The organism is Micromonospora pisi (assembly GCF_003633685.1).
Taxonomy (GTDB): Bacteria; Actinomycetota; Actinomycetes; order Mycobacteriales; family Micromonosporaceae; genus Micromonospora_G; species Micromonospora_G pisi.
On record NZ_RBKT01000001.1, the window covers coordinates 4,247,489 to 4,273,149 of the forward strand.

The window sequence follows — 25,661 nt, forward strand, 5'->3', positions numbered from 1 at the left end:
TCGGTGGGAGGCGTGGGATGAAGAACCGTCCGCGGGGCGGGCTTGGCCGAGGCCTGGGGGCGTTGATCCCCACGGCCCCCATGGCGGCGTCCGGAGTGGCGACGGCCGAGGATGTCCCGGACCGGCTCGAGGCCACCCACCCGCTCCCCGCCAATGATGAGCCGCTCCCGGTTGAGCCCGACCCGTACGTGCCAGAACCGGTGGACGGGCCGGGCCCCGAACTGGCCCCGGTGCCCGGAGCCCACTTCGCGGAGATTCCGGTCGGGTCGATCGTGCCCAACCCGAAGCAGCCGCGACAGGTCTTCGACGAGGAAGCGCTGGAGGAGCTCAAGACCTCCATCCAGGAAGTCGGCTTTCTTCAACCCATCGTGGTACGGCGGCTCGACGACGAGCAGTACGAGCTCGTCATGGGCGAGCGCCGGTGGCGTGCGGCCCAGGCGGTTGGCCGAGAGGTCATCCCGGCGATCATCCGGGACACCCGGGACGACGCCATGCTGCGGGACGCACTGTTGGAGAACATCCACCGGGCGAACCTGAACCCTCTGGAAGAGGCCGCCGCGTACCAGCAGTTGCTGGAGGAGTTCGGTGCCACCCATGAGGAGCTGGCTCGCCGGATCGGCCGAAGCCGGCCGCAGATCTCCAACACCATCCGGCTGTTGAACCTTCCGGCCCAGGTGCAGCGGCGGATCGCGGCCGGTGTGCTGTCCGCCGGCCATGCCCGAGCCCTGCTCGGCCTGGACGACCCGGACGCGCAGGCCGAACTGGCCCTCCGGGTTGTTGCCGAAGGACTATCGGTCCGGACCACCGAGGAGCTGGTCAAGCTCGCCGTCTCCGAGGGCGGAGCGACGAAGAGCACCCCGGCGGCCCGGCGGGCCAAGCCGCACGCTCCGGCCCTGACCGACCTCGCGGACCGGCTCTCCGACCGGTTCGACACCCGCGTGAAGGTCGACATCGGTCGCAGCAAGGGCAAGATCACGATTGAGTTCGCTTCGGTCGACGACCTGGAGCGGATCGTCGGCATCATCGGCATGGAGGAGCAGGAGCAGGAAGCCTCCGACTGACCCCCGGCACCGAACCGATGGCCGCGTTGTCCACTCCTGTGGGCCGCGGCCATCACTGTTCTCGGCGCATCTCGCTTCCGGAGGGCTCGGTTGTCCTTGGTGTGGCGACCCGCTGCCGCCGGCACGGAAGCAGCAACCGCCGTTCACCCGACCGTCGCGCGAGCACCCGCGTGGCCACGGCCGTCCCGTCGCGCCGAGCGGCGACTCTCGGTGTGGCCAATCCGACGGTGCGGCCGGTCCGACGGTGCGGCCGGTCTGACGGTGCGGCCGGTCTGACGGTGCGGCCGGTCTGACGGTGGGTCCGGTCTGACGGTGGGGCGTGTTCCGGAGGGCCGCGCTCACAGGGTCGTTTTACGAGCGAGCCTCGTTTCACGAGAGCCCCGTTTCACGTGAAACGAGGCCGTGGGTCGGTACTGATGACGGCGGTCCGGCCACTCGGCGGGGATGTCCAAGACGGCGGAGATCGGGGCGGGGCATGCGGGCGGTCAGACCGCGACCAATCGTCCTGCCGACTGGATCGCCGGTCACCCGGACGCCCGTCACCCGCACGCCCGGGCGACGGGCGTCCGGACGGTGGCCTTCGCCTTGCGGCGAAGTCGCTCGGGCGAGCGGGTTCGATTGCCGACTGACCACAGGTCGAGGTGTACGCCGAACGGGTCGGCCGCGTCGGTAGGTGTCCTCCCACCGTGAGGACGCCACGGGAGGTGCCCGGCGAGGGTGGTCCGGAAGGGGCCCACGGGTACCCGACTCGGCAGTCGGATGCGGGTGTCGCTGAGCCGTCGGCGCGGGGTCGTACGCGGCGCGGGACCCCTCCGGTGGACCGAGAGAAGTAATCCACAGGGTTTTTCCACAGGGCAGCCCCGTTTCACGTGAAACAGCGCGTGAAACGGGGTGTTCGCCTGTGGATGACGGGCTGAAAAGTGGCCCAATGTGGTCTGACACGAGACCGGTCACGCATGATCCGCCGCTTCGGGACGGCGTCGCCAGCGTCAGCGGTAGCCGGCCGGGGCGGTGCGCCGACGGCGACGGCGACCGGTGGCGGCGACCGGTGGAGGACCGATCGCCTGCGACAGTGCGAGTGTCCGTCAGGCGCCGCGTGAGGCTGGTCGGGAAGGTGTGGCCGAGGGGCGTCTGCGGCCCGGATACGACCTTGATCGCAGCGGTATCCGCCGCCCGAGATGGGGAGGGACAGTCGTCTGTAACTCGGTTAGGGTCAGCGTCGTGCCCCACACCCCTCTCTCTGTTCCAGACTTCGCCAAGTGGCCCTCGTTCCCCTTCGAAGGCGACCTTCGCGTGAAGCACCTCGACGATCCGGTCGACGTCGAGCCGGCACGCAAGGGCGAAGGTTCTGCTGAATGCCTCTCCTGCAACGCCCCGGATGACGCCTACATCTGGGTCAGTGAGCGTTGGCGGGTACGTGCCATGGACCGCCCCACCGGGCTGCCGATGGTGCTCATCCTGGAATCCCGGTCGCATCTCGACCTGGGTGACCTACCCAACCTGCTCGCCGCCGAGCTCGGTGTGATGACCGTGCGTCTGGAGCGGGCTATCCGATCCCTCGACGGTGTGGCCCGAGTGCACGTCAACCGTTGGGGTGACGGCTCGGCGCATCTGCACATGTGGTTCCTCGCCCGGCCGTATGGCCAACTGCAACTGCGGGGGACCTTCCTGTCGCTCTGGGATGCCATCCTGCCGGCGATCCCCGAGTCGACCTGGCGCGAGAACCTGGCCCATGTCGCCGCCTGGCTCGCGGAGTTCGGTGGCCGTCCCCTGGCGGCACCGCCACGCATCCAGTGGCAGGCACCTTCGAATCTGACTCAGCAGGCGGCGGCTGGCCAAGGTCTGGACGATCCGGCAACAGAGGCCGGAGCCGCGGACGATATTGCGGTTGCGGATGTTTCTGGGGACGAGCCGGGGCCGGATGGCGCTACCGGGGTCAACGGCACGAACGCAGGATCGGTGACGGCGCCTTCTGCCCCGGCGGCCGACGAGTCTCTGGTGGCGTACGCCGAGGCGCCGCCAGAAGAGACCGAAACCGCGCCGCAGGACACGACGATCCGGCAGGACGAAACCACGCCGCAGGACATGACCGCCCGGCAGGACGAGATTTCGCGACGGGCCGGGACTGCGCGACCGGACGATCGGACGGCAGGTTGACGGACCGCCCGGCGAACCCTGAAGGGATCGGGTCGGCAATCGGAAGGTCCGGCGCCACCCGATCCCCTGGCCGGGCCGTCCAGGGGATGTCGCATGACAGGAAGCGCCCACCTGTCGGCGCCGGGCACGATCCGCACCATGCCCCGAGCGGGGTACGAGGGCGCTAGGCCACAGGCGCTAGCTCTGCCGGCCGACGGCGCGGGCGACGAGTGAGCCGAGGAGCTTGCCGAAGTCCAGCCCTGCGGCCTGTACGGCGAGCGGCAGCAACGAGGTCTCGGTCATTCCCGGGGATACGTTCACCTCGAGCACATGCGGGCGCCCGTCCCCGTCGACGATCAGGTCCACCCGGGACAGGTCACGCAGCCCGAGCGCGTTGTGCGCGGCGAGCGCCGTGTCGGCGACCTTCGCGGCCACCGTGGCGGAGAGCCGGGCCGGTGCGTGCCAGGTGGTCAGACCCGCCGTGTAGCGGGCGGCGTAGTCGTACACGCCGTTGCGGGGCACGATCTCAACCGCGGGCAGCGCCTGAGGTCCGTTGCCGAGGTCGACAACGGAGACCGCGACGTCCATGCCCGGCACATACCGTTCGACCAAGGCCGTCGAGTCGTACGCGAAGCATCCGACCATCGCGGCCGGCAGCGAGGCCGCGTCCCGCACCACCGCGGCTCCCAGTCCGGAACCTCCCTGCGCCGGCTTGACCATCAGCGGCAGTCCCAGCCGGTCGGAGATCCGCTCCAGCACCGCGACGGCGCCGAGTTCGGAGAAGCGGTCGTGCGGCAGCGCGACCCAGTCCGGCGTGGGGATGCCCGCCTCTCGCAGCACCGTCTTGGCCGACGGCTTGTCCCAGGCGAGGCGGGACGAACGGGCATCGCAGCCGACGTACGGCACATCGCAGAGGTCGAGTACGCCGCGCAGCGAACCGTCCTCGCCGGTTGCCCCGTGCAGTGCGATGACCACCGCGTCCGGCGGGTCGACCAGCAGCGAGGGAAGTAGCGCGTTGTCGGCGTCCCGCAGCTCGACCTCCACCCCGATCGTCCGGAGTGCGTCCAGCACCCTGCGTCCGGAGCGTAGGGACACGTCACGTTCGTACGAGAGTCCGCCCGCCAGCACCACCACACGCAGCTCGCCGGTGACGTACGCGCGCGGCAGCTGTGGCTGGTCGGTAGGGAACCGGGAAGCGGCAGAGGGCGTACTCATGCCCGGAATCATGCCAAGTCAGGACCCGGGGCGTCAGCGCCGGCCTGTCCCCGACGACGGTGAGCCGGCCGGTCGACCGCTCCGAAGACCTGGCGCATCGCCATCTCCTGCTCCATCACGCTGGCAAGTCGCCGGATGCCCTCGCGAATCCGTTCCGGGGGCGGGAACGAGAAGTTGAGCCGCATGTGACCGGTGCCGGTGCCGTCGGCGTAGAAGCCGGTGCCGGGCACGTACGCGACCCGCGCGGCGATCGCCCGTGGCATCATCGCCTTCGAGTCGAGGCCGTCCGGGAGCGACGCCCAGACGAAGAGTCCTCCCCCGGGCTCGGTCCAGGTGGTGCCGGTCGGCATCAGGTCGCCCATCGCGTCCAGGATCGCGTCCCGGCGTTCCCGGTAGACCTCGCGGTAGGTCTTGAGCTGCTCGCGCCAGGGCATCGTGGTCAGGTAGCTGGTGACAGCCGACTGGGCGAACGCGCTCGGGCAGAGGATCTGCGCCTCGCTGGCGATCACGAGTTTGTCGCGGACCGCGTGCGGGGCGAGGATCCAGCCCACCCGCAGCCCGGGTGCGAAGGTCTTGGAGAAGGTGCTGAGGTAGAAGACACCGTCCCGGCGCCGCGCCCGCAGCGGTGCCGGCGCCTCACCGTCGAAGCTGAGCTGCCCGTACGGGTCGTCCTCGACGACCAGGAGACCGGCGCGTTCGCAGATGTCGAGGACCCGTTCGCGCCGCTCCTCGGTGAGGGTCACGCCGGTGGGGTTCTGGAAGGTCGGGATGGTGTAGAGGAACTTGGCCCGTCGGCCGGTGCGGGCGACCTCGGCGATGGCCAGCTCCAACGCCTCGGGAATGAGCCCGTCGGAGTCCATCGGTACGTGCACGACCTGCGCCTGGGCGGTCTGGAAGACGCCGAGCGCGCCCACGTAGGTGGGGCCCTCGGCGAGCACCACGTCGCCCGGGTCGAGGAAGAGGCGGGCGACCAGGTCAAGCGCCTGCTGCCCGCCGACGGTCACCACCACGTCTTCCGGGGAGGCGCCGCACCCGCCGTCGATGCCGGAAAGGGCCATCACCTCGCAGATCTGTTCCCGCAGGTCGAGCATGCCCTGACCGATGCCGTACTGGAGGGTCGTGGCGCCGTTTTCGGAGGCGAGCCGGCCGAGCATCTCGCCGACGGCGTCGAGTGGCAGCGCGGAGATGTACGGGGCGCCACCGGCGAGCGAGACCACCTCGGGTCGGCTGGCCACGGCGAAGAGAGCTCGGATCTCCGATGCGGTCATGCCCCGGACACGGCGGGCATAGCGGTCGGTATAGTCGTCGAGCGTCGTGCCGGTCATGGCTCTCCTCGCTGCGTCGGTCATGACGTCCCTGATCGCAGGTTGCTGGTGCCGGCCAACCCTAAGCCAGACAGCACCGGTAACTCGATCGTAATCTGCGGTCGATGTGTACGTCCGGATAGCCGAACCGGGGTCCACATCCCGGACGCTGGTCCGCCCGACCTCTCCCGTGACGCGAAGTTCCGGCGTACGATCGCTCGTTGGGGGCAAGGCGCGGCTGTGGCGATATTTCGCGGTCTTTGGACCTCCGACCGGATTTTTGGGGATACGGCGATGTCGCGACGTCTGGTCAGTCTCACCCTCGATACGCTCGAGGATCTCCCTCGCCCGTGCCGGCAGTGCGTCTACTGGGAACTCGACCCGGTTTCCGCCGAGCGGGCCTGCGCGGCCGGTGATCCAGGGCTGGAGAAGGAGGCCTGGGTCTCCCAGACTCTGCTCGAATGGGGATCCTGCGGCAAACTCGTCTACGTCGACGGGATGCCGGCCGGTTTTGCCATGTACGCCCCGCCGGCGTACGTCCCGCGCTCGATGGCCTTCCCCACCTCGCCGGTGTCGGCGGACGCCGCACTGCTGACCACCGCGCACGTCGTGACCGCCTTCGCCGGTGGCGGGCTGGGCCGGATGCTGGTCCAGGGCGTCGCCCGCGACCTGACCAAACGCGGTATCAAGGCGATCGAGGCGTTCGGCGACGCGAAGTTCGGTGAGGCCGGGGACGAGGCCGGAGGCTGTGTCGCTCCGGCCGACTACTTCCTCTCGGTGGGTTTCAAGACGGTACGCCAGCACCCGCGTTACCCGCGGCTGCGGTTGGAGTTGCGTACGGCGCTCTCGTGGAAATCCGACGTCGAGTACGCGTTGGAGAAGCTGCTCGGTTCGATGAGTCCGGAGAGCCTGCTCCGCCCCGTCCGTCCGGCCACCCGGACCACCACCGGCTGAGTTCCCGGCTCAGCGTCCGGCGGCCACCGCCGCGCGTAGTTCGCTGACGTCGATCGAACCGGTCGGCACGTCCTGCTCGACCGGGAAGTACATCCGTTGTACGGCGGCGACGATCGCCTCCACCACGTGATCGCGGATCCCGGGGTTCACCAGCCGGGCCAGATCCGTGGGCGAGGTGAGGTAGCCGACCTCGACCCGTACGGCCGGCATCCGGGTGAGCCGGAGCAGCTCCCACGTCTTCGCGTGCACCTGGCAGTTCCGCATGCCGGTCCGGGCGACGATCTCGCGCTGGACCAGGCCGGCGAGCCGCTCCCCGACAGTGGAGGTGACGCCGTTGTCGGTGCCGTAGTGGTACGTCGCCACGCCGTCCGCCTCAGGGTTCACGTGGCCGTCGACGTGCAGCGAGATGAACAGGTCACCGCCGAGTTCGTTGGCCAGCTCCGCGCGGGCCAGATCGGGCAGGGGCGCGGCCGGCATTGGTCCCCGGGTGAGGTGTACCCGCATGCCGGCGGCGACGAGGCGACCCTGGAGCCGGTTGGCGAGGTCGTAGGCGAGTTCCGCCTCGGACCAGCGCAGGCCGCCGTCGGCAACCACGACGCCGAGGTCGGCGCCGCCATGCCCGGGGTCGACGACAATGACCTTGCCCATCAGGTTCGGACCGGACTGCCGGATCGCGTCGGACTCGCGTAACCACTGCGGCCGGCCGCCGACCACCTTGCGGCCCAGGCGGCGCAGCGCGTGCATGGTGTGCGGCCCGCAGGTGCCGTCCGGGGAGAGCCCGACCTCGCGTTGGAACTGAGCCAACGCTCTGGCGGTCTGGGCCCCGTAGATGCTGTCCGCCCGGCCGACGTCGTACCCCATCTCCAGCAGCCGTTCCTGGAGTGTCCGTACGTCTTCGCCGGTCAGCGGTTCGGGGATCGCGTGGTAGAGAGTACGGGCGCCGAGTCGCCAGCGGGCGGCGTCGAGGGCCCGCCAGGTCTCCGCGCCGACCTGGCCGTCGACGCTCAGCCCACGGCTCTGCTGGAAGGCGCGGACCGCGTGTTCGATCTCCGCACCGAACTCGTCGGGTGGGGCTGACACGTCTGCGGTGAGCAGGTCGAGGCCGAGGAGGACGCCTCTGATCTCGGTGACCGCCGGACCACGGTCACCACGTCGGACCGGACGCACAAACGACCTCCCTCTGCGCGTGGTGTTCGGTCGGCCCTGCCGGTTGGCGGGTCGGCCGGATCATCCCGCGATGTCCTTTCCGCAGGCGGCCCGTCCGCAAGTTGAGACGCTTCCGGAGCCTATCGTGGCCCGGTGTTCACCGCTCTGGGTTGACGAGAAGCGGACGTCGTGCACCGGTGTACCCAGACCTACCCGCCCGTACCCCGATTTTGCCGACCGCTCGGTGGGGACGGCTGCGAGGCCCGGCCGGACAGCACCGCGCCCGCCTCCGGCGGACCGGAGACGGGCGCGGAACAGGACATCCGAAGCGAAGGCTAGAGCGCCGCCTCGATCAGCTTGACCAGGTCGCTCTTGGGGCGGGCGCCGGCCACCGACTGGACCGGCTGGCCGCCCTTGAAGATGGTGAGGGTCGGCACCGACATCACCCGGTACGCCATCGCGGTCTCGGGGTTCTCGTCGATGTTCAGCTTGACGATCTCCACCTTGTCGCCCATCTCGCGGGCGATCTCCTCCAGGAGGGGAGAGACCTTGCGGCACGGTCCGCACCACTCGGCCCAGAAGTCGACCAGTACCGGCTTCTCCGACTGGAGCACGTCACTGACGAAGTTCTTGTCCGTGACCGCCTTTGTTGTTCCCATGAAAGACCCTCCTCCGGGCGTACGTTCTCGGTTGTCTCAGACTTCCAACGTGGCGAGGAAACGCTCGGCGTCGAGCGCTGCGGCGCATCCGGTGCCGGCGGCGGTGATCGCCTGGCGGTAGGTGTGGTCGACCAGGTCTCCGGCGGCGAAGACACCGGGCACACTGGTTGTGGTTCCCGGCGCGTTGACCCGGACGTAGCCGTTCTCGTCCAGCTCCACCTGGCCCCGGAAGAGTTCGCTGCGCGGGTCGTGGCCGATCGCCACGAAGACACCGGCGACATCGAGCACCTTGGCCTCGCCGGTGTGTACGTTACGCAGCCGTACCCCGGAAACCTTGCCGTCCGCGCCGAGGACCTCCTCGACCATGGAGTTCCACTCCACCCGGATCTTCTCGTTGGCGAGGGCCCGCTCAGCCATGATCTTGCTGGCCCGGAAGCTGTCCCGGCGGTGCACGATCGTCACGCTGGACGCGAACTTGGTGAGGAAGTTCGCCTCCTCCATCGCCGAGTCGCCGCCACCGACGACCACGATCTCCTGGCCCCGGAAGAAGAAGCCGTCACAGGTGGCACAGGACGAGACACCGTGACCGAGGTACTCCTGCTCGCCGGGTACACCGAGCGGGCGCCAGGCGGAGCCGGTGCTGAGGATGACCGCCTTGGCCCGGTACGCGGTCTCGCCGACGTACACGACGCTGACCGCGTCGGAGCCAGGCTTCCCGGTGTCGGCGAGTTCGACCCGGCTGACGTCGTCGGTGATGAACTCGGCGCCGAACCGCTCGGCCTGCTTGCGCATCGAGTCCATCAGCTCCGGGCCGAGGATCCCGTCCGGGAAGCCGGGGAAGTTCTCGATCTCGGTGGTGGTCATCAGCGCGCCGCCCGACTGCACACCTTCGATGACCAGCGGGTTCAGGTTGGCACGAGCGGCGTACACGGCGGCCGTGTAGCCGGCCGGCCCTGAGCCGATGATGATGAGGTTGCGGACCTCGTCCACTGCCGTCTCCCGAGTCTGTGGTCGCCAACCGGTACACGTATCGATGCGGCTGGCATGCCGGCCGATGATTCGCGACCGGCAACTGATGAGCAGAACGCCATACTACGAAGCGGAAATTCCCCAGCCGGTCATCCGGTGGGTCACGTCACGCCGCCGGCCGAAGACCGGTGAAGGGGTGGATTCACCCTACCCGTGCGTGGTAGCGGGTGTCGGAGCCAGATCCGGGCTGTCCGCACTCGGCCCCGCTGACCCAGCCCCAGCGGGCACCGGTCTGGTCGGTGAACGCGACGACGAGGGCGGGAGTTCCGTCGAAGGCGGCAAAATCGACCAGTTTGAAGGTGACCGGTCCGAGGCCGTGAGTCAGCGCGATCGCGTCCAGACAGGCGGTGAGCGCGGTCGGGTCACCCAGCCGGGCCAGGGCGGCGGGAATCCGGTTTCGGTCTTCCTGCCTGGCCGACGGCGCCGCCAGCGTCCCCGGTGAGTCGCTCGGGGGTGGCGCGGCGGTGTCGGCGCCGCTGCGTTCCTCGCCGCTGTGCCGTCCCAGAGTGGCGAGTGTCGCCGGCAGGGTGGTCGAGGTGTAGTCCGTGCCGCTGGCGAACGCCCGCTCGGGTGCGAACTTGTCCATCGGCAGCTCGCTGATGGCCGGTGCGTCGGCGGAGTTGGGGGTGACGCCGCGGTCTTCGGCGGGCATGCCGAGCCGGCTGAGTCCGAAGCCGGCGAAGGCGACGGCCGCCGCGGCGACCGCCACCGGCCCGGCCAGCCGCGACCAGCGTCGCCGGCTCGCCCGGCTGGTGCGGTCACGGTCGCCGGCCACCCGGTCCCTGGGATCAGATACGACGCTGAGCCGGCGCCCCGCGACCTCGGTGGGCTGGGACGGGATGGTCGCCGGTCCGATCGGACCGGCGTTGGCGAGCGCGGCGGTCAACCGGTCGGTGACCTCGGCCGGCATCGGCTCGGGTGCGACGGCGAGGACGTCGAGGCTCTCCTGGACCGAGTCGAACGCCCGGCGCAGCTCCGCGTGGGCCGATGCCCACTCCGGGTCGGTGTTGATCAATCGGATGACCGCAGCCTCTTCGGGGGTGTCCGTCAGGACCCCCCCGAGGTAGTCGGCCAGCAGGTCGAGGTCGACCTGACTGGACTGGCCCGCGGTCACTGTTCCTCCTGGATGCCGTCGCGTCCGGACTGACCCGACCCTGATCGGACGTTGTCACCGGGCACGGGGTTCCCCGGGGTGACCGACGGCACGCCCCCACCCGACCTGCTCGGCGCCGGCACGACCGGACCACGCGGTCGCAGGTGGCCGAGGATCAGGGCCAGCCGAGCCCGGCCCCGGGCGCAGCGGCTCTTCACGGTGCCCTCCGCCACGCCGAGCATCACGGCGACCTCTGCGACCGGATAGCCCTGCACGTCGACCAGGATGATCGCCGCCCGCTGTTCGGCCGGGAGTCGGGCCAGTGCCTCCTGTACGACGAGCGCGGTGTCATGGTCCGGCGCCGGGGCGGCGGGTTCGGTCCCCGCCCAGCGTCCGGACTCGTCGGTCCGGGAGCCGTCGGGCAGTGGCACGGTGGGGTGCGCCTGCCGCCGTCGGATCCGGTCCAGGCAGGCGTTGACCACGATCCGGTGCAGCCAAGTGGTGACCGCCGCGTCCCCGCGGAAGCGGGCGGCCGCCCGATGGGCCGAGAGGAGTGCGTCCTGCAGAGCGTCGGCCGCGTCCTCCCGGTCGGCGAGAGTACGCAGCGCCACCGCCCAGAGCCGGTCCCGGTGCCGGTGGAAGAGCTGGGCGAAGGCGTCGCGGTCGCCGTCGACGTGGGCCCGGAGCAGGTCCGCGTCGGTGAGCCCGGCGAGCCGGTCCGGTGCGCTGTCGGCCGGCTCGCCTCTCGCCCCGTCCGACACCGGGAGGTCGGTCATGACTCGGCCCGGCCCCGTGGGCCGGTGCTGCGAGACGGCCGGCCGGTCACTATCCCTGGACCGTGATTTCCTGGATGCCGAGCCGGTACTCGCCCTTGGCGTTCTTGTCCATGTCCGTCACCCAGAAGAGCAGGTACTGGTACTTCTGGGTGACGTCGAAGGCGCTGAAGGTCATGTTCGACCCGGCCCGCTCGTACGGCTCGCCGACGATCTTGTACGTGTTCACGATCTGGTCGTCCGCGGCCTTGCTCGACGCCGGGTTGATGTCACCGCTCTTCAGTTCGGCGGTGACGCCGCCACTGGCCAGGTGGACGGTTACGGACTTGACGGTGCGGGGTTCCTTCAGGTCGATCAGGACACCCATGCCGGACTTCAGGTTGGCGAACTTCGGCCCGTTGTACGAGTCGGACTCCCAGCCCTTGTTCACGTCGCCGTCCACCACCGCGGCGGCGCCGTCGAGTTCCTCCCCCCGGTCGGTGCCGGTGCTGACGATCCGGACGCTGCTCGCGTCGATCGCGATCTTCTGCGCCTGGGCGGCCGGAGTGTCGCCGCCGCCGACAGGGGAGCTGACCCCGGGCGGAGTGGGCGGGGCGGCGGTGTCGGTGCTGCCCTTGTCGTTCAGCGCGTTGATGCCGAAGTAGAGACCGATCAGTGCGATCACCAGGAGTGCCGCGACCCCGGCGACGATCTTGCGGGTCCCGGTCGGCGGCGCAGGCGCTCCGACGCCCTCGTCATGGGTGGCGAACCGCAGTGGTCCGCTGTTGTCCAGGTACTGCTCCTCCGCGGCCGCGTTCAGCCGCCCCAACTCGGCGGCGAGTACGTCGACGGAGGGGACCGCGAGCTGCGGGTCGAGCAGGTCCATGGTCAGGTCGTCGAGGTAGGCCGGCACGCCGGCCCGGACCTGGCGGGGGGCGGCGAGGGTCCCGTTGGCGTCCCGGACCCCGTCCGGCAGGGCCGAGCGGCCCCGGCCGCCGGAGAGGTTGGCTTCGACGTGTGGCCACGCGCCGGTGAGGGCGAAGTAGAGCACGCCACCGACCGCACGGGCGTCGGTCTCGATGGTGTCGGCACCGTCGGCGCGCGCGTCGGCGAGCACCACGCGGCCGTCGTCACCGACCATCACGGTGCCCGGGTGGACGTTGCCGTGCACCATGCCGGTGGCGTGCACGGCGGCGATGGCACCGGCGACTGAGTGCGCGATGCTGGTGGCGCGGGCCGGTTCGAGCGGGCCGTCGGTGACCAGTTCCCGCAGGGAGTGCCCGTCCACCCATTCGCGGACGACGTACGCCCGGTCCTCTTCGTCGATCGCGTCGTAGACGCCGACCAGGTTGGGGTGGATCACGCGGCTCGCGGTCACCGCGGCCTGGAGCATCTCCATCGCGGAGTCGCCACCCGGATAGCGCAGCACTACCGCGACGGGTCGGCGGAGCACGACGTCGACGCCCCGCCAGACCTGGCGGCCGGCGCTGTCGTCGTTGATGTGCTCGGCCAGCTCGTACCGCTCGGCGAGGACCTCACCGACGGCGGGTGCACCGAAGGCCAACGCGGGCGGAGCGACCTCGTCCGCCTCCTGACCTTCGCCGACCTGGGTCACCCGTCCTCCCTCGATGATTGTCGCGATCGATGGACCCGTGCTGCTGGGCATTGGTTTTCCGCTCTATCGCCGGTTGACCGGACGCTGGGCGCCATCCCGTAGCGTAGGCGCTCTCCGCACCTGTCGAGAGCGACCTTACCTGGGATGGACTCATCCCCGACATGTCATCTTGCGGGCGTACCCCACCTGGTGCCGGGTGTGTGCCAAACACTCCAGGTACGACCGGTGTCATCCGCCTTGATGGCACCGGCAATTCATAATCTATCGGTTCATTTCAACTGGATCGCGGAGGGTCAGGGGTCTGTAGCGCCGGGCAGCTTCCCTCCGCTGGCAGGCCCCGCCGTTGTCCACAGCCCATCGGCAGCTCATCCACGACCACCCCACGGTTATCCACAAGTCATCCCCAGCCTGGGTACGCCCGATCAACGACCGATCTTGCGTCTCACCAACTGGACCACCTCGCTGATCTCACGAATTCGCAACAACAGGGCGAGGCCGAGATAGGTCAGCCCGATCAGACCGCCGCCGACGATCAGATGGATCAGCGCCTCCACCCGGTTCGGGGTGGAACCACCCGGCAGCAGCTGGAGGACGAGCCACCCGACCAGCGCCGCGCCGAGGGCGGCGACGATCACCTTGCCGACCGTCGCCATGATCTCGCCGAGCCCGAATCGGCCGATCCGCCGCCGCAACAGCTGAGCCGTGATCACCACAGCGGCGAGGTACGACACCGCGTTGCCGAGCATCAGTCCGGCGGCGGTGAACGAGGTGCTGAACGCGGCGAAGAGCCCGATCTGCACCACCACGCGGATCCCCACCACCGGGATGTTGATCAGTGCCGGGGTTTTGGTGTCGGGCAGCGCGTAGAAGGCGAAGGTGAAGAGCTGGCTCACCGCGAACGGGATCAGCGCCAACGCCCCGACCAGGAGCACCACCGAGGTGGCGGTCGCGCTCTCGGCGCTGAACGCGCCGTACCGGAACAGGACGACCGCGATCGGGCTGGCCAGCACGGCGTAGCAGACCGCGATCGGGGCGAGTACCGCGGTGACCACCCGGGTTCCCCGGGACAGGTCGGCCACCACGTCGGCGTACCGGCCCTCGGCGGCGGCCGCGCTCATCCTCGGCATCAGCGCGGTGAGGATCGACACCGCGACGATGCCGTGCGCCATCATCACCAGGAGGAAGACGTTGTTGTAGATCAGCGGTCCGGCGTCGTCCTCGTGCCCGGCCCGGTTCAGCAGGTTGAAGAGCACGGCCAGGCCGATCTGGCTGACCGCGACGTAGCAGAACATCCAGGCACCGAGACGGCCCAGCTCCCGCAGCCCGAGGGCGCGGAAGTCGAACCGCCAGCGCCACCGGAAGCCGACCTTGCGCAGCGCCGGCAGCAGCCCGGCGGCCTGGATGACCACGCCGAGCAGGGTGCCGCCGCCGAGCAGCGTGATCCGGCCGGGCGTCATCTCGTTCGCCGGGATCACCTTCGCGCCGAAGATCGCGATGTAGGCGCCGAAGGTGGCGATCACCACCAGGTTGTTCAGGATCGGCGTCCACATCGGGGCGGCGAAGTGGCCCCGGACGTTGAGCACCGCGCTGATCAGCGCGGAGAGGCCGGTGAAGAAGATCATCGGCAACATCAGGTACGAGAGGAGCGTGACCAGCTTCTGGAAGTCGTCGCTGGTCTCCTCGCTGCCGTACAACGCCGTCAGCACGGGGGCCGCGATCACCGCGATCACCGCCGCCACGGCCAGGCCCAGCACCGCCAGGGTGAGCAGGCGCTGCGCGTACGCCTGACCCTGGTCCGGGTCGGCCTTGCGGCGGCGCACCAGCACCGGGATCAGCACGCTGGTCAGGATGCCGCCGAGCAGGAACTCGTAGACCATTCCCGGAAAGATCTGGGCGGTGGTGTAGGCGTTGCCGACCGCGAACGTACCGAGCGCCGCCCCGAGCACCACCGTACGCAGGAAGCCGGTGCCCCGGCTGACCAGGCTGCCGATCGCCATCACCGCGCTGTTCGAGGCGGCGTTTCCCTCGCCCGGCGGCTCCGGCGCCGGCGCGGTGGTTTCGACCATTGGCTGGTCGAGTGACTCGATGGAGATCAGCGTGGCGCCATCTGGCGGTGGTGCGGACCCCTGCGGCATGGCGTTCGCGCTGCGATACAGCCCGTCGCCCATGTCAGCCTCCCCAACCGGTACGGCGGGCAGACGTGCCCACCGATACTGCTCAGACCTTAGTCAACCGGTGTAGGCCTACGCCGCGCCGAGTCCGATCCCGCTGGTCTGCCCGCTGCGGCCTGCCTTCCGGCCGACCGATAGGCTGGCGCTCCCATGTCCGAATCCTCTGCTCAGAACGCCGCCGAGCCGGCCGCGTCAGCCGCCGGCAGCGCCGCGGCCCGGTCCGCCGCGCCCGGATTGACCACCGCACAGCGCAACGCCGTCGCCGAGCTGATGCGGGTCTCCCCCGTCGCCGACGAACTGGGGCGCCGTTTCGCCCGCGCCGGGTTCGAGCTGCACCTGGTCGGCGGTTCGGTCCGGGACGCACTGCTCGGCCGACTCGGCGACGACCTCGACTTCTGCACCGACGCGCACCCGGACGACACGTTGCGCATCGTGAAGGGCTGGGCCGAGGCGACCTGGGAGACCGGGCGGGAGTTCGGGACCATCGGGGCGCAGCGCGAGGGCCTGCGACTGGAGATCACCACCTTCCGGGCGGAGTCGTACGACCAGATCACCCGTAACCCGGTGGTGGAGTACGGCACCAACCTCGTCGACGATCTTCGGCGGCGGGACTTCACCATCAACGCGATGGCGGTCAGCGTCCCCGGGCACAGCTTCACCGACCCGTACGGCGGTCTGGCCGACCTGGCCGCACGGGTGATCCGTACGCCGGGAACGCCCCGGGAGTCGTTCGGTGACGACCCGTTGCGCATGCTTCGCGCGGCCCGCTTCGCCGCCCAGTTGGGCTTCACCGTGCAGCCCGACGTGTACGCGGCCATGGTCGCGATGGCGGCTGACCTGGACCGGATCACCGCGGAGCGGATCCGGGACGAGTTCACCAAGCTGCTCTGCGGCGCGGACCCGATCACCGGGCTGCGGCTGCTGGTCGACGCCGGCCTGGCCGACCGGTTCCTGCCGGAACTCTCCGGGCTGAAACTGGAGATCGACGAGCACGCCCAGCACAAGGACGTGTACGAGCACACCCTGATCGTGGTGAGCAACGCGGTCCGGCTGGAGGGGCCGGAGTGCGACTTCATCCTGCGGATGGCCGCGCTCATGCACGACGTCGGCAAGCCGGCGACCAAGGCGGTCGGCTCCGACGGGCGGGTCAGCTTCCACCACCACGAGGTGGTCGGGGCGAAGTTGACCAAGCAGCGGATGAAGGCGATGCGCTACCCCAAGGACGTGATCTCCCAGGTGGTCGCGCTGGTCGGCCTGCACCTGCGGTTCTACGGCTACGGGCGGGGCGAGTGGACCGACTCGGCGGTACGTCGTTATGTCGCCGACGCGGGTGAGCTGCTGCCGCGACTGCACAAGTTGACCCGGTCCGACTGCACCACCCGGAACCGGCGCAAGGCGCGGCAGCTCGCGACGGACTACGACGCACTGGAGGAGCGGATCGCGCGGATCCAGGAGGAGGAGGACCTGGCCCGGGTCCGGCCCGACCTGGACGGCAACGCGATCATGGAGTTGCTCGGCGTACCGCCGGGTCCGCTGGTCGGGCAGGCGTGGCGGCACCTGAAGGAGATGCGCCTGGAGCGCGGCCCGATGGACCGGGACGAGGCCGAGGCGGAGTTGCTCCGCTGGGCGCGTACGCAGGGCATCGCGGGCTGAACCCGGCGGACGTCGGACACCAGTAGGGGCGGCGTCCGTCCGGACACCGCCCCGCCTGTCGTACTCGTGCGGGTGACGCTGTTACTTGCGCAGCGTCTTGAGCGCGCCGCCCCAGGCCACGACCTGGTCGAGCACGGTGGTCAGGGTGTCGTCGTGCATCGGGGCCGGCTTGAAGACGCTGTAGTTCTCGAAGTCGTTGTGCAGCGAGAGGGCGACCTGGGCGCGGACGGTCGCGACCTGCAGCTCGGCCATGATGAGGCGGAGGTGCTCGACCGCGCGGGTGCCACCGACGCTGCCGTAGCTGACGAAGCCGGCCGCCTTGTTGTTCCACTCGCCGTACAGGTAGTCGATCGCGTTCTTCAGGGCACCCGAGGTGGAGTGGTTGTACTCCGGGGTGACGAAGATGTAGGCGTCGAACTCGGCGATCTTGGCAGCCCACTCCTTGGTGTGCTGGTTGGCGTACTGCCCCATCGACGGCGGGATCGCCTCGTCGAGGTGCGGCAGGTTGTAGGTCGCGATATCGACCAACTCGAACTCGGCGTCGGTCCGCTTGCTCGCGATCTCGTTGACCCAGCGAGCGACGGCCTCACCGTTACGACCCGGTCGGGTGCTGCCGAGGATGATGGCTACCTTGGTCATGTTGCTTCTTCCTTTACTAGGGTGACGTGTCATCCTTAGACACCGCCGTAGCCAGGATGACACGTCACCCTTGTACGGATCACCAGACGTGACGCATGCCTCATGGCTCCCGAAACGAGGGCCGGGCAACCGCCGGGATCAGGTGCGGTCGAGTGCCAAAAAGTCCCGGTAGGCGACAGCATCGCACGTACGACCGGAGCAGGTCCGGGCTTCCGTGAAGCCGTGCCGGCGGAAGCCGGTGAGGAACGGAACGGACCGCCGCCGGTCACCTGGTCACCCGTACCGGCCGCTGATCCGGTCCCCGGTCGCTCCGCGTCCGCCAGCGGATAATGGGCCGATGCGCTGGACCTTGTTCGACTCACCGATCGGTGAACTCTCCGTCGCCGTGGACGAGGTGGGTGTCTGTGGGGTGCGCTTCGACCCCGTCGCGGGCGCGGCCCGGGCCGACGCCGAGTCGATGCCACCCGACCAGGCGGTGCCGGGAGCCGGGTGGCGGTCGGCCGTGCTCGCCCAGCTGCGTGCGTACTTCACCGGCGAGCTGACCGACTTCACCGTTCCGCTCTCCGTCACCCGTGGCTCCGACTTCGAACGGGCCGTCTGGCGCGAGATGACCACGATTCCGTACGGCGAGATGCGGACGTACGGTGAGGTTGCCACAGCCCTGGGTGATCCGGGCGCCGCTCGGGCGGTGGGGGTGGCCTGTAACCGGAACCCCATCCCGGTGATCGTGCCGTGCCACCGGATCGTCGGCGCCGGCGGCAAGTTGGTCGGTTTCGGCGGCGGCCTGCCGCGCAAGCGCCACCTGCTCGAACTAGAGGCCCGGGTGGCGTTGCAACGGGCCTGGGGCTGATCGGGCCCCGGAGAGACCAGCGAGGGCCGGGTCCATCCGGACCCGGCCCTCGACGCACTGACCGACGGTCAGCGCACGCTGTGCGGTGCGATCGTCAGCGCTCGACCTTGCCGGCGATGAAGTCCTCGACCGACTGGTGGGCGTCGTGGTCGGAGTACTGCACCGGCGGGGACTTCATGAAGTAGGACGAAGCCGAGAGGATCGGTCCGCCGATACCCCGGTCCAGGGCGATCTTCGCCGCGCGCACCGCGTCGATGATGACGCCGGCGGAGTTCGGCGAGTCCCAGACCTCGAGCTTGAGCTCGGCGTTGAGCGGAACGTCGCCGAAGGAACGACCCTCGAGGCGGATGTACGCCCACTTGCGGTCGTCCAGCCACGGCACGTGGTCCGACGGGCCGATGTGCACGTCGCCCTTGTTGATCTCGTGCGGGATCTGCGAGGTGACCGACTGGGTCTTCGAGATCTTCTTGGAGACCAGGCGGGTGCGCTCCAACATGTTCATGAAGTCCATGTTGCCGCCGAAGTTGAGCTGGTACGTCCGGAGCAGCTCGACGCCGCGGTCCTCGAAGAGCTTGGCCAGCGCGCGGTGCACGATCGTCGCACCAACCTGGCTCTTGATGTCGTCGCCGACGATCGGCAGGCCGGCGTCGGTGAACTTCTGGGCCCACGCCGGGTCGGAGGCGATGAAGACCGGGAGCGCGTTCACGAACGCGCAGCCGGCGTCGATCGCCGCCTGGGCGTAGAACTTGTCCGCCTGCTCGGAACCGACCGGCAGGTAGGAGACGACCACGTCGACCCGCGCGTCCCGCAGCACCTGCGCGACGTCGGCCGGCTCACGGTCGGATTCCTGGACGATCTCGCGGTAGTACTGGCCGAGACCGTCGAAGGTCGGGCCGCGCTGGACGACGACGCCGGTCGGCGGTACGTCAGCCAGCTTGATGGTGTTGTTCTCGCTGGCCACGATTGCCTCGGCCAGGTCCATGCCCACCTTTTTGGCGTCCACGTCGAACGCCGCGACGAATTCCACGTCGGAGACGTGGTAGTCGCCGAAGGTAACGTGCATGAGACCCGGCACGCGGTCGTTTGGGTCGGCATTGCGGTAGTACTCCACGCCCTGAACCAGGGACGAGGCGCAGTTTCCGACACCGACGATGGCGACGCGGACGGAGCCCATCGCGTTTGCCTCCTTCTTTATCACGGCCGCTCCGGCTCGATGCTGGACTGCTGCCCAGGCGGAGACGGGCTTACCTCGGTTGATGGGGTCCCGCCGACACCCGGATCGGGTGCCGAGGGGGACCGGCCGGAGCGCTCGTTGGCGATGAGCTCCTCCAGCCAGCGGACTTCGCGTTCGCAGGCGTCCAGCCCGTGGCGCTGAAGTTCGAGTGTGTACGCATCGAGGCGCTCGGCCGCTCGGCCCAGCACGTCGCGCAGGCCCTCGCGACGTTCCTCGATTTTGCGTCGGCGACCTTCCAGGATCCGCAGGCGGGTTGCCTGGTCGGTACGGGCGAAGAACGCGAAGTGCACCCCGAATCCGGTGTCCTCGTACGTCTCCGGACCGGTTTGCGCGATGAGTTCGGCGAACCGTTCCTTGCCTTCCGCGGTGATTTTGTAGACCACCCGACCCCGTCGGCTGGTCAGGGCCGGGACCAGCTCGGTGGTGACCGATGTCTCGGTCGCCTCGGCTATCCAACCGGCGGCCTGCAGCCGGCGTAGCGTCGGGTAGAGCGAGCCGTAGCTGATCGCCGCGCGGATGGCGCCGAGCTTGGCGGCGAGCTCCTTGCGCAGCTCGTAGCCGTGCATGGGGGACTCCTGTAGGAGGCCGAGGATGGCGAGTTCAAGCATTTGGTGCCAGTCCTCCATTCCCCGCTTGTCCCTCGGTAATCCACCCGATGTATCGGACCGATACATCGCACCGTAGACCCCTCGGCCCCGGCAGGGCAAACCCTGATCAGCACGCGTGTCGTTACAGAGTGTGACGGTGGTCGCCTCGTGCGCTCGAACCGCGTACCCTTCACCGCATGCGTACGCAGCGCCAGGTGGTGGACTACTCGCTCCAGAAGCGGGCGGTTCTGCGTGAGGTGTACGCCGGACGGGTCGGTACGTACGAGGTTTGTGACGCGTCTCCGTACCTGAAGAACGCCGCTCGCTTCCATGGCGAGCCGACCGAGGTGCGGTGCCCGATCTGCCGGCGCGAGAATCTCACGCACGTCCACTACATTTACGGCGATGAGCTCAAGCAGTCCGCCGGCCAGGCGCGCACGTTGGCTGAGTTGCCCGTGCTCGCCATGACTGTGCGTGAGTTCCAGGTCTACGTAGTCGAGGTGTGCCGCGCCTGCGACTGGAACCACCTTGTCGAGCAGTACCTGCTCGGACGGGATGGCGTGACCGGTGACCAGGGGGACTCGCAAATGGACGAGGCCGTCGCCGCTACCGGTTCCCGAGCCCCAGTGGCTCGACGAAGGCGTGAGGCGCGCCGGTGATCCCACCGCCCCCGGCCCTTAGCACGGTTTCCCCGGTAAATCAGGGCGAGCGGCGGATTACTAACCGGATAAGTCCGGAAATTCCCGAAGTGGCTGCAGGCAATGGGCAATACCGGCCAAGCTTGCACCGTGTTCTAGCTCACGGCAACCCGGTGGCGGCCCTCGCGCGCGCCACCGCGACCGGCAGGGTGTGACAGATGAACTCGTACGGCGACCCCAGTTCCGCGCGCGGTCAGGCCCATGGTCCAGGGCCTAACGGCGAACCCGGACCCGCGGCGGACGACCCGTACCGGCGTCCGGCGTCGGCCGCCCCGACCTACCGCGCGTCCGCACCGGAGGGTGCGGCCGGTGGCTGGTCCGCCCACAGCGGACCGAACGGCGGCGCCGGAGCCCCCGGCCCGACCGCGTCACGCGGCTCGGCCTCGGTGGGCCCGGCGTCGAGTGGACGGGCCTCGGTCGGCTCAGCCTCGGTGGGCGGTCCGCCGGCCGGCCCCGGGCCGCGTGGTGACTCCGCGGCCGGTCCCGGCGGCAGAGGCCCGACGTCGCGAGGAGCGGCCTCGGTCGGCTCGGCCTCAGTCGGTTCTGCCTCAGTCGGTTCGGCGTCACGAGGTGCAGCATCGGTCGGTTCGGCTTCGGTCGGCGCCGGGTCGGCGGGTCGGGCGCAGGTCGGCCGGGCCACCCCACCCGGAGCGGACAGCGGATTCGGCGGCGACCGACTGGCCGGTCGGGCCAGCGTCGGCTCCGCGTCGGTCGGCGGCGTCGCCGGTGGCGGGATCGCCGGCCGGGCGAGCGTGCGTCCCGGCGGTCCGGCCGGACCCACCGGGCCTGGTGGCCCGGGCGGCCCCGACGGGCCGGACGGCCCGGGTCGGCGCGGTCGGCGGGGGGACAACGGCGATCCCGAAGCCCTGCGCAAGGCCAAGATCCGTAAGCGGGTCAACTGGTTGATCGCCGGATTCGCCGTGCTCATCATGCTCGCCGGTGGCGGCGTTGTGGGCGTGACCTACTACTCGACCCAGGTGCTGCTCCCGTCGGACATGCCGCTTCCGCTCTCCAGCACCATCTACGCCAGCAACGGCACCCAGGTGATGGTGAAGCTGGGTGAGGTGAACCGGAACTTCGTCACGATCGACCAGATCCCCGACGAGGTGGAGCACGCGGTCGCCTCGGCCGAGGACCGCAACTTCTACACCCACGGCGGTGTCGACTACATCGGTATCGCCCGGGCGGCGTGGAACAACTTCACCGGTGGCACCAAGCAGGGTGCCTCGACCATCACGCAGCAGTACGCGAAGAACGCCATGACCCTGACCGGTGGCTACGGCCGGAAGGTCAAGGAAGCGGTACTCGCCTCGAAGCTGAACGAGAAGTACCCGAAGCCGAAGATCATGGAGTTCTACCTGAACACCATCTACTTCGGTCGGGGCGCGTACGGCATCGACGCGGCCGCGCAGGCGTACTTCAAGAAGCCGGTCGACAAGCTGAACGTCGGCGAGGCGGCGGTGCTGGCGGCGGTCATCAAGCAGCCGCAGCCGGACCCGGAGACCGGGCACAAGGGTTACGACCCGAAGGAAAATCCGGAAGCCGCCAAGGACCGCTGGACGTACGTGCTCGACGGGATGATCGAGAAGAAGTGGCTCACCCCGGATCAGCGGCCCACCGAATATCCGGAGGTCCAGCCGAAGCCGGCCGACACCGCCTGCAGCCTTGAGTGCGGCATCAACACCCCGTCCGGCAACGTGGTCAACTACGTCCGCGACGAGATGGTGAAGAAGAAGATCTGCAAGGACGCGGATAGCTGCATCAAGCAGATCCGCGAGGAAGGCTACAAGATCACCACCACCATCGACTGGAAGATGCAGAAGGCGCTGGAGGCGGCCGCCTGGCGTAAGGCGAAGGGCTCCGAGCTCGAGGGCCAGCCGGCCAACCTGATGGCGGCGGCGGCGGCGATCGAGCCGGGAACCGGGCGGGTGCTGGCCTACTTCGGTGGGGACAACGGCGTCGGCCACGACTACGCCGGCAAGAACATGGAAGGCGGCCTGACCGGTGGTCACCCACCAGGCTCGACCTTCAAGGTCTACACGCTGGCGGCGGCACTCGAGGCCGGCATAGCGGTCGACTCGCACTGGGACTCGACCGACTACAAGGTCCCTGGCGGTGGCCCGACGGTGAACAACGCGGGCCGGAAACCCGCCTGCGGTAAGTACTGCACGTTGGATGAATCCACCGTCCAGTCGTACAACGTGCCGTTCTACCACGTCACCGAGAAGATCGGGGTCGACAAGGTGGTCGACATGGCCAAGGCGGCCGGGATCACCACCATGTGGACCGATGACGGCAAGCCGTACGACATGGTCAAGGGTTCCGGCAAGGACTCCCCGTTCGACACCTACGTCGGCTTCGGTCAGTACGGCGTCACCGTGCTCGACCACGCCACCGGTGTGGCCACCCTGGCGGCCCGGGGCATGTACGCCGAGACGCATTTCATCGCGAAGGTCGAGAAGAAGAACAAGGAGACCGGCGCCTGGGAGCAGATCGGCGGCGAACAGATCAAGCCCGTGCGGCGGATCCGTAGCGTGGTGGCGGACGCCGTCAACGCGGTGCTCGAGAAGGTCCCCGCCGTCGGCAAGGACACGCTCTCCGGTGGCCGCCCCGCCACCGGCAAGACCGGAACCTGGGAGCTGAGCCCGACCAGCAAGGAGAACGCACACGCGTGGATGGTCGGGGCCACGCCACAGGTGGCCACGGCGGTCTGGGTCGGCAACGTCGGTGACCTGAAGGCGATCAAGGACAAGAACGGCGCATCGATCGGTGGTGCCGGTCTTCCGGGTGAGATCTGGAAGGTCTTCATGAACGCGGTCATGAAGGGCCAGAAGGTGGAGAAGTTCCCCGATCCGCCGAAGGACTTCGGTGACCCGGACGCCGGCAACGGGGTCAAGCCGGTCGCGCCGTCGATCTGCACCCTCCCGGTCCAGATGTTCTGCCCGCCGGGCAGCACCTGGCAGCCCCCGGCACAGCCGGGTCAACCGGGTGGTCCCGGTCAACCGGGTGGTCCCGGTCAACCGGGTGGTCCCAATCAACCGATTCAACCCACCGGCCTACCGGGTCTGCCCGTGCAGCCGGGCGGCAATGGTGGTGGGATAGTCCCCACCGACGGCGGGCGACGCTGATCGACTGAAGGGCCGGCGGCCGGGTGCAACCCGGTCGCCGGCCCTTTTTTGTGGTTACCGTGACCGCCCACGTACTCGTGGGGGGCCCGTTGATGCGGCATTATGTCGGGTCATGAGCGTGCAGCCAACGGCAGGCATCGACGAGCCTGAAAAGGTGGACCACCCCTCCCGCTCGGACGGGTTTGTCCGGGGGCTGGCCGAGGCGATCGGTGGACCGCTCGGCAACCATGCCGTGGAGGTCGGCCACCCCCGGAGCAGCCGCAGTGGTGTGTTCTGGAGCGCCGCACGCATCGTGCTGGCGTTGACCTGCCTCACCCTCGCCCTGCACTGGGTGCAGAAGTCGCCCTGCCAGGACGGCGCGTGGCAGAACAACATCCAGTACACCCGGCTCTGCTACACCGACGTGCTCGCGCTCTACTACGCCGAGGGCCTCAACGAGGGCAAGGTGCCCTACCAGGACCACCCGGTCGAGTACCCGGTGGTGACCGGGTACTTCATGGGGGCGCTCGGCCTTCCCGTACACGCTCTCGGCGAATCCCGGCCCGGCCTCAACCAGGGCATGTGGTTCTACAACCTGAACGCCGTCGTGCTCAGCGCGCTCGCGGTGGCCACCGTCGCCATGCTCCTGTCACTGCGCCGACGTCGACCATGGGATGCCGCGCTCTTCGCGCTCTCCCCGGCGCTGCTGGTCACCGCGACCGTCAACTGGGACCTGCTCGCCATCGGGCTCGCCGCCTTCGGCCTCTACGCCTGGGCCAGGCGTCGACCGGTGGCGGCCGGTGTCCTGCTCGGGCTCGCCGGCGCGGCGAAACTCTTCCCGTTGTTCATCCTCGGTCCGATCCTCGTGCTTGCCGTACGGGCGAACCGGCTACGCCAGGCGCTGGTCGCGACCGGTGCCGCCGTCGTCACCGTGGTGGCGGTGAACCTGCCGGTGGCGATCCCCTACCGGGAGAGCTGGATGCGGTTCTTCGACCTGAACAGCGAACGGCCGATCGACTGGGGCACGCTCTGGTACATCGGCCGCTACCTGGACGGGAAGTGGAACACCGGCAACCCCGGCGACCAGGGGCCGTTCCAGTGGCTGAGCAACAACGTACCGACGCTCAACTACCTGACGTACGCCCTTTTCATCCTGGCCTGCGTCGGCGTCGCCCTGCTCGCCGCGTTCGCGCCGCGCCGGCCCCGGCTGGCCCAGTTGGCGTTCCTCGTGGTCGCCGCGTTCCTCATCTTCAGCAAGGTCTGGTCCCAGCAGTACACGCTCTGGCTGCTGCCGCTGCTGGTGCTCGCCCGACCACGGTGGGGCGCCTTCCTCGCCTGGCAGTTCGCGGAGATCTGCTACTTCGTCGCCTTCTACGGGGAACTGCTCGGCGCCTCCGGCAAGCAGGTCTTCCCGGAGGGTGTGTTCGTGCTCGCCGCGACGCTCCGCTGGGTCACCGTGGTCATCCTGTGCGTGCTGATCGTGCGTGAGGTCCTCCGGCCCGAACTCGACCCGGTGCGCGCCACCTACGAGGACGACCCGGATGGCGGGGTGTTCAACGGTGCGCCGGACGCGCCGTGGTTCACCCGTTGGCGTACCGGTCGGAGGGCGGACCACTCCGACGCCGCCCCGCCCGAACCACCCTCGCCCGGGCAGCCGGTACCGGTCCCCTGACCGGCGCCATCCGAGGGTACGAACCGAACTGGCCCGGACCACCGCATCGCGGCGGTCCGGGCCAGTGCCGTTGGGCTGCTGGATCC

General features: G+C 69.3%; 20 protein-coding genes. 8 read left to right on the top strand and 12 right to left on the bottom strand.

Translation table 11 applies throughout. From position 1 onward, the window contains the following. The first annotated feature begins 17 nt into the window (after nucleotides 1–17). Nucleotides 18–1,061 carry a ParB/RepB/Spo0J family partition protein gene (locus BDK92_RS18000; protein WP_121157752.1) on the top strand — a complete coding sequence of 348 codons (1,044 nt, stop codon included), beginning with the start codon at nucleotides 18–20 and terminating at the stop codon, nucleotides 1,059–1,061. Between the two features lie 1,221 nt (nucleotides 1,062–2,282). Beyond that, the gene (locus BDK92_RS40380) at nucleotides 2,283–3,218 is read left to right on the top strand and encodes a hypothetical protein (protein WP_425462242.1); all 936 of its coding nucleotides are present in this window, start codon (nucleotides 2,283–2,285) and stop codon (nucleotides 3,216–3,218) included. Nucleotides 3,219–3,395: 177 nt separating this feature from the next. Here the strand turns inward: BDK92_RS40380 and BDK92_RS18010 are convergent, their stop codons facing one another. Further along, complete coding sequence (locus tag BDK92_RS18010) at nucleotides 3,396–4,412, bottom strand: D-alanine--D-alanine ligase family protein (RefSeq protein ID WP_121157753.1); 1,017 nt, start codon at nucleotides 4,410–4,412, stop codon at nucleotides 3,396–3,398. Nucleotides 4,413–4,420: 8 nt separating this feature from the next. Next, nucleotides 4,421–5,737, bottom strand: a complete 1,317-nt coding sequence (locus BDK92_RS18015; protein ID WP_121157754.1) for an aminotransferase-like domain-containing protein — start codon at nucleotides 5,735–5,737, stop codon at nucleotides 4,421–4,423. 273 nt (nucleotides 5,738–6,010) lie between these two features. Between BDK92_RS18015 and BDK92_RS18020 the strand changes: the two genes are divergently transcribed. After that, nucleotides 6,011–6,670, top strand: coding sequence for a GNAT family N-acetyltransferase (locus BDK92_RS18020; protein WP_121157755.1), 660 nt, complete (start codon nucleotides 6,011–6,013; stop codon nucleotides 6,668–6,670). Between the two features lie 9 nt (nucleotides 6,671–6,679). Here BDK92_RS18020 and BDK92_RS18025 read toward each other — a convergent pair whose 3' ends face one another. The 7 genes from BDK92_RS18025 to murJ form a co-directional block, all read right to left on the bottom strand. Beyond that, a complete protein-coding gene (locus tag BDK92_RS18025) occupies nucleotides 6,680–7,837 on the bottom strand; it encodes an N-acetylmuramoyl-L-alanine amidase (RefSeq protein ID WP_121157756.1) in 1,158 nt (385 codons plus the stop codon). Between the two features lie 314 nt (nucleotides 7,838–8,151). Continuing rightward, nucleotides 8,152–8,475 (bottom strand): thioredoxin, encoded by a 324-nt coding sequence (trxA, locus tag BDK92_RS18030; protein ID WP_121157757.1) that lies wholly within the window; start codon nucleotides 8,473–8,475, stop codon nucleotides 8,152–8,154. A 36-nt stretch (nucleotides 8,476–8,511) separates the two neighbouring features. After that, nucleotides 8,512–9,465 (bottom strand): thioredoxin-disulfide reductase, encoded by a 954-nt coding sequence (trxB, locus tag BDK92_RS18035; RefSeq protein WP_121157758.1) that lies wholly within the window; start codon nucleotides 9,463–9,465, stop codon nucleotides 8,512–8,514. 181 nt (nucleotides 9,466–9,646) lie between these two features. Further along, entirely contained in the window at nucleotides 9,647–10,618 is a 972-nt protein-coding gene (locus tag BDK92_RS18040) for an anti-sigma factor (protein ID WP_121157759.1), read from the bottom strand. Beyond that, on the bottom strand, nucleotides 10,615–11,373 hold the full coding sequence (gene sigM, locus BDK92_RS18045; protein ID WP_121157760.1) for an RNA polymerase sigma factor SigM: 759 nt from the start codon (nucleotides 11,371–11,373) through the stop codon (nucleotides 10,615–10,617). Before sigM ends, BDK92_RS18040 begins: the two co-directional genes overlap by 4 nt. A 49-nt stretch (nucleotides 11,374–11,422) precedes the next feature. Further along, nucleotides 11,423–13,015 (bottom strand): protein kinase family protein, encoded by a 1,593-nt coding sequence (locus BDK92_RS18050; protein WP_121157761.1) that lies wholly within the window; start codon nucleotides 13,013–13,015, stop codon nucleotides 11,423–11,425. 371 nt (nucleotides 13,016–13,386) lie between these two features. Then, a complete protein-coding gene (murJ, locus tag BDK92_RS18055; RefSeq protein ID WP_121157762.1) occupies nucleotides 13,387–15,132 on the bottom strand; it encodes a murein biosynthesis integral membrane protein MurJ in 1,746 nt (581 codons plus the stop codon). A gap of 153 nt (nucleotides 15,133–15,285) precedes the next feature. On the opposite strand from murJ, the gene BDK92_RS18060 reads away from it, so the two are divergent. Continuing rightward, nucleotides 15,286–16,788 (top strand): CCA tRNA nucleotidyltransferase, encoded by a 1,503-nt coding sequence (locus tag BDK92_RS18060; RefSeq protein ID WP_121157763.1) that lies wholly within the window; start codon nucleotides 15,286–15,288, stop codon nucleotides 16,786–16,788. A gap of 81 nt (nucleotides 16,789–16,869) precedes the next feature. Here the strand turns inward: BDK92_RS18060 and BDK92_RS18065 are convergent, their stop codons facing one another. Continuing rightward, nucleotides 16,870–17,427, bottom strand: coding sequence for an NADPH-dependent FMN reductase (locus BDK92_RS18065; protein ID WP_121157764.1), 558 nt, complete (start codon nucleotides 17,425–17,427; stop codon nucleotides 16,870–16,872). 337 nt (nucleotides 17,428–17,764) lie between these two features. Between BDK92_RS18065 and BDK92_RS18070 the strand changes: the two genes are divergently transcribed. Then, the gene (locus tag BDK92_RS18070; protein WP_121157765.1) at nucleotides 17,765–18,277 is read left to right on the top strand and encodes a methylated-DNA--[protein]-cysteine S-methyltransferase; all 513 of its coding nucleotides are present in this window, start codon (nucleotides 17,765–17,767) and stop codon (nucleotides 18,275–18,277) included. Nucleotides 18,278–18,371: 94 nt separating this feature from the next. Here the strand turns inward: BDK92_RS18070 and BDK92_RS18075 are convergent, their stop codons facing one another. Both BDK92_RS18075 and BDK92_RS18080 read right to left on the bottom strand, forming a co-directional pair. Next, the gene (locus tag BDK92_RS18075) at nucleotides 18,372–19,451 is read right to left on the bottom strand and encodes an inositol-3-phosphate synthase (RefSeq protein WP_121157766.1); all 1,080 of its coding nucleotides are present in this window, start codon (nucleotides 19,449–19,451) and stop codon (nucleotides 18,372–18,374) included. Between the two features lie 20 nt (nucleotides 19,452–19,471). Continuing rightward, complete coding sequence (locus BDK92_RS18080; RefSeq protein ID WP_121162352.1) at nucleotides 19,472–20,119, bottom strand: PadR family transcriptional regulator; 648 nt, start codon at nucleotides 20,117–20,119, stop codon at nucleotides 19,472–19,474. Between the two features lie 176 nt (nucleotides 20,120–20,295). On the opposite strand from BDK92_RS18080, the gene BDK92_RS18085 reads away from it, so the two are divergent. The 3 genes from BDK92_RS18085 to BDK92_RS18095 all read left to right on the top strand — a co-directional run bounded on the left by BDK92_RS18085 (nucleotide 20,296) and on the right by BDK92_RS18095 (nucleotide 25,575). Further along, a complete protein-coding gene (locus tag BDK92_RS18085; protein ID WP_121157767.1) occupies nucleotides 20,296–20,757 on the top strand; it encodes a DUF5318 domain-containing protein in 462 nt (153 codons plus the stop codon). 197 nt (nucleotides 20,758–20,954) lie between these two features. Then, on the top strand, nucleotides 20,955–23,924 hold the full coding sequence (locus tag BDK92_RS18090) for a transglycosylase domain-containing protein (RefSeq protein ID WP_121157768.1): 2,970 nt from the start codon (nucleotides 20,955–20,957) through the stop codon (nucleotides 23,922–23,924). A gap of 112 nt (nucleotides 23,925–24,036) precedes the next feature. Next, the gene (locus BDK92_RS18095) at nucleotides 24,037–25,575 is read left to right on the top strand and encodes a glycosyltransferase family 87 protein (RefSeq protein WP_121157769.1); all 1,539 of its coding nucleotides are present in this window, start codon (nucleotides 24,037–24,039) and stop codon (nucleotides 25,573–25,575) included. The last annotated feature ends 86 nt before the right edge of the window (nucleotides 25,576–25,661 follow it).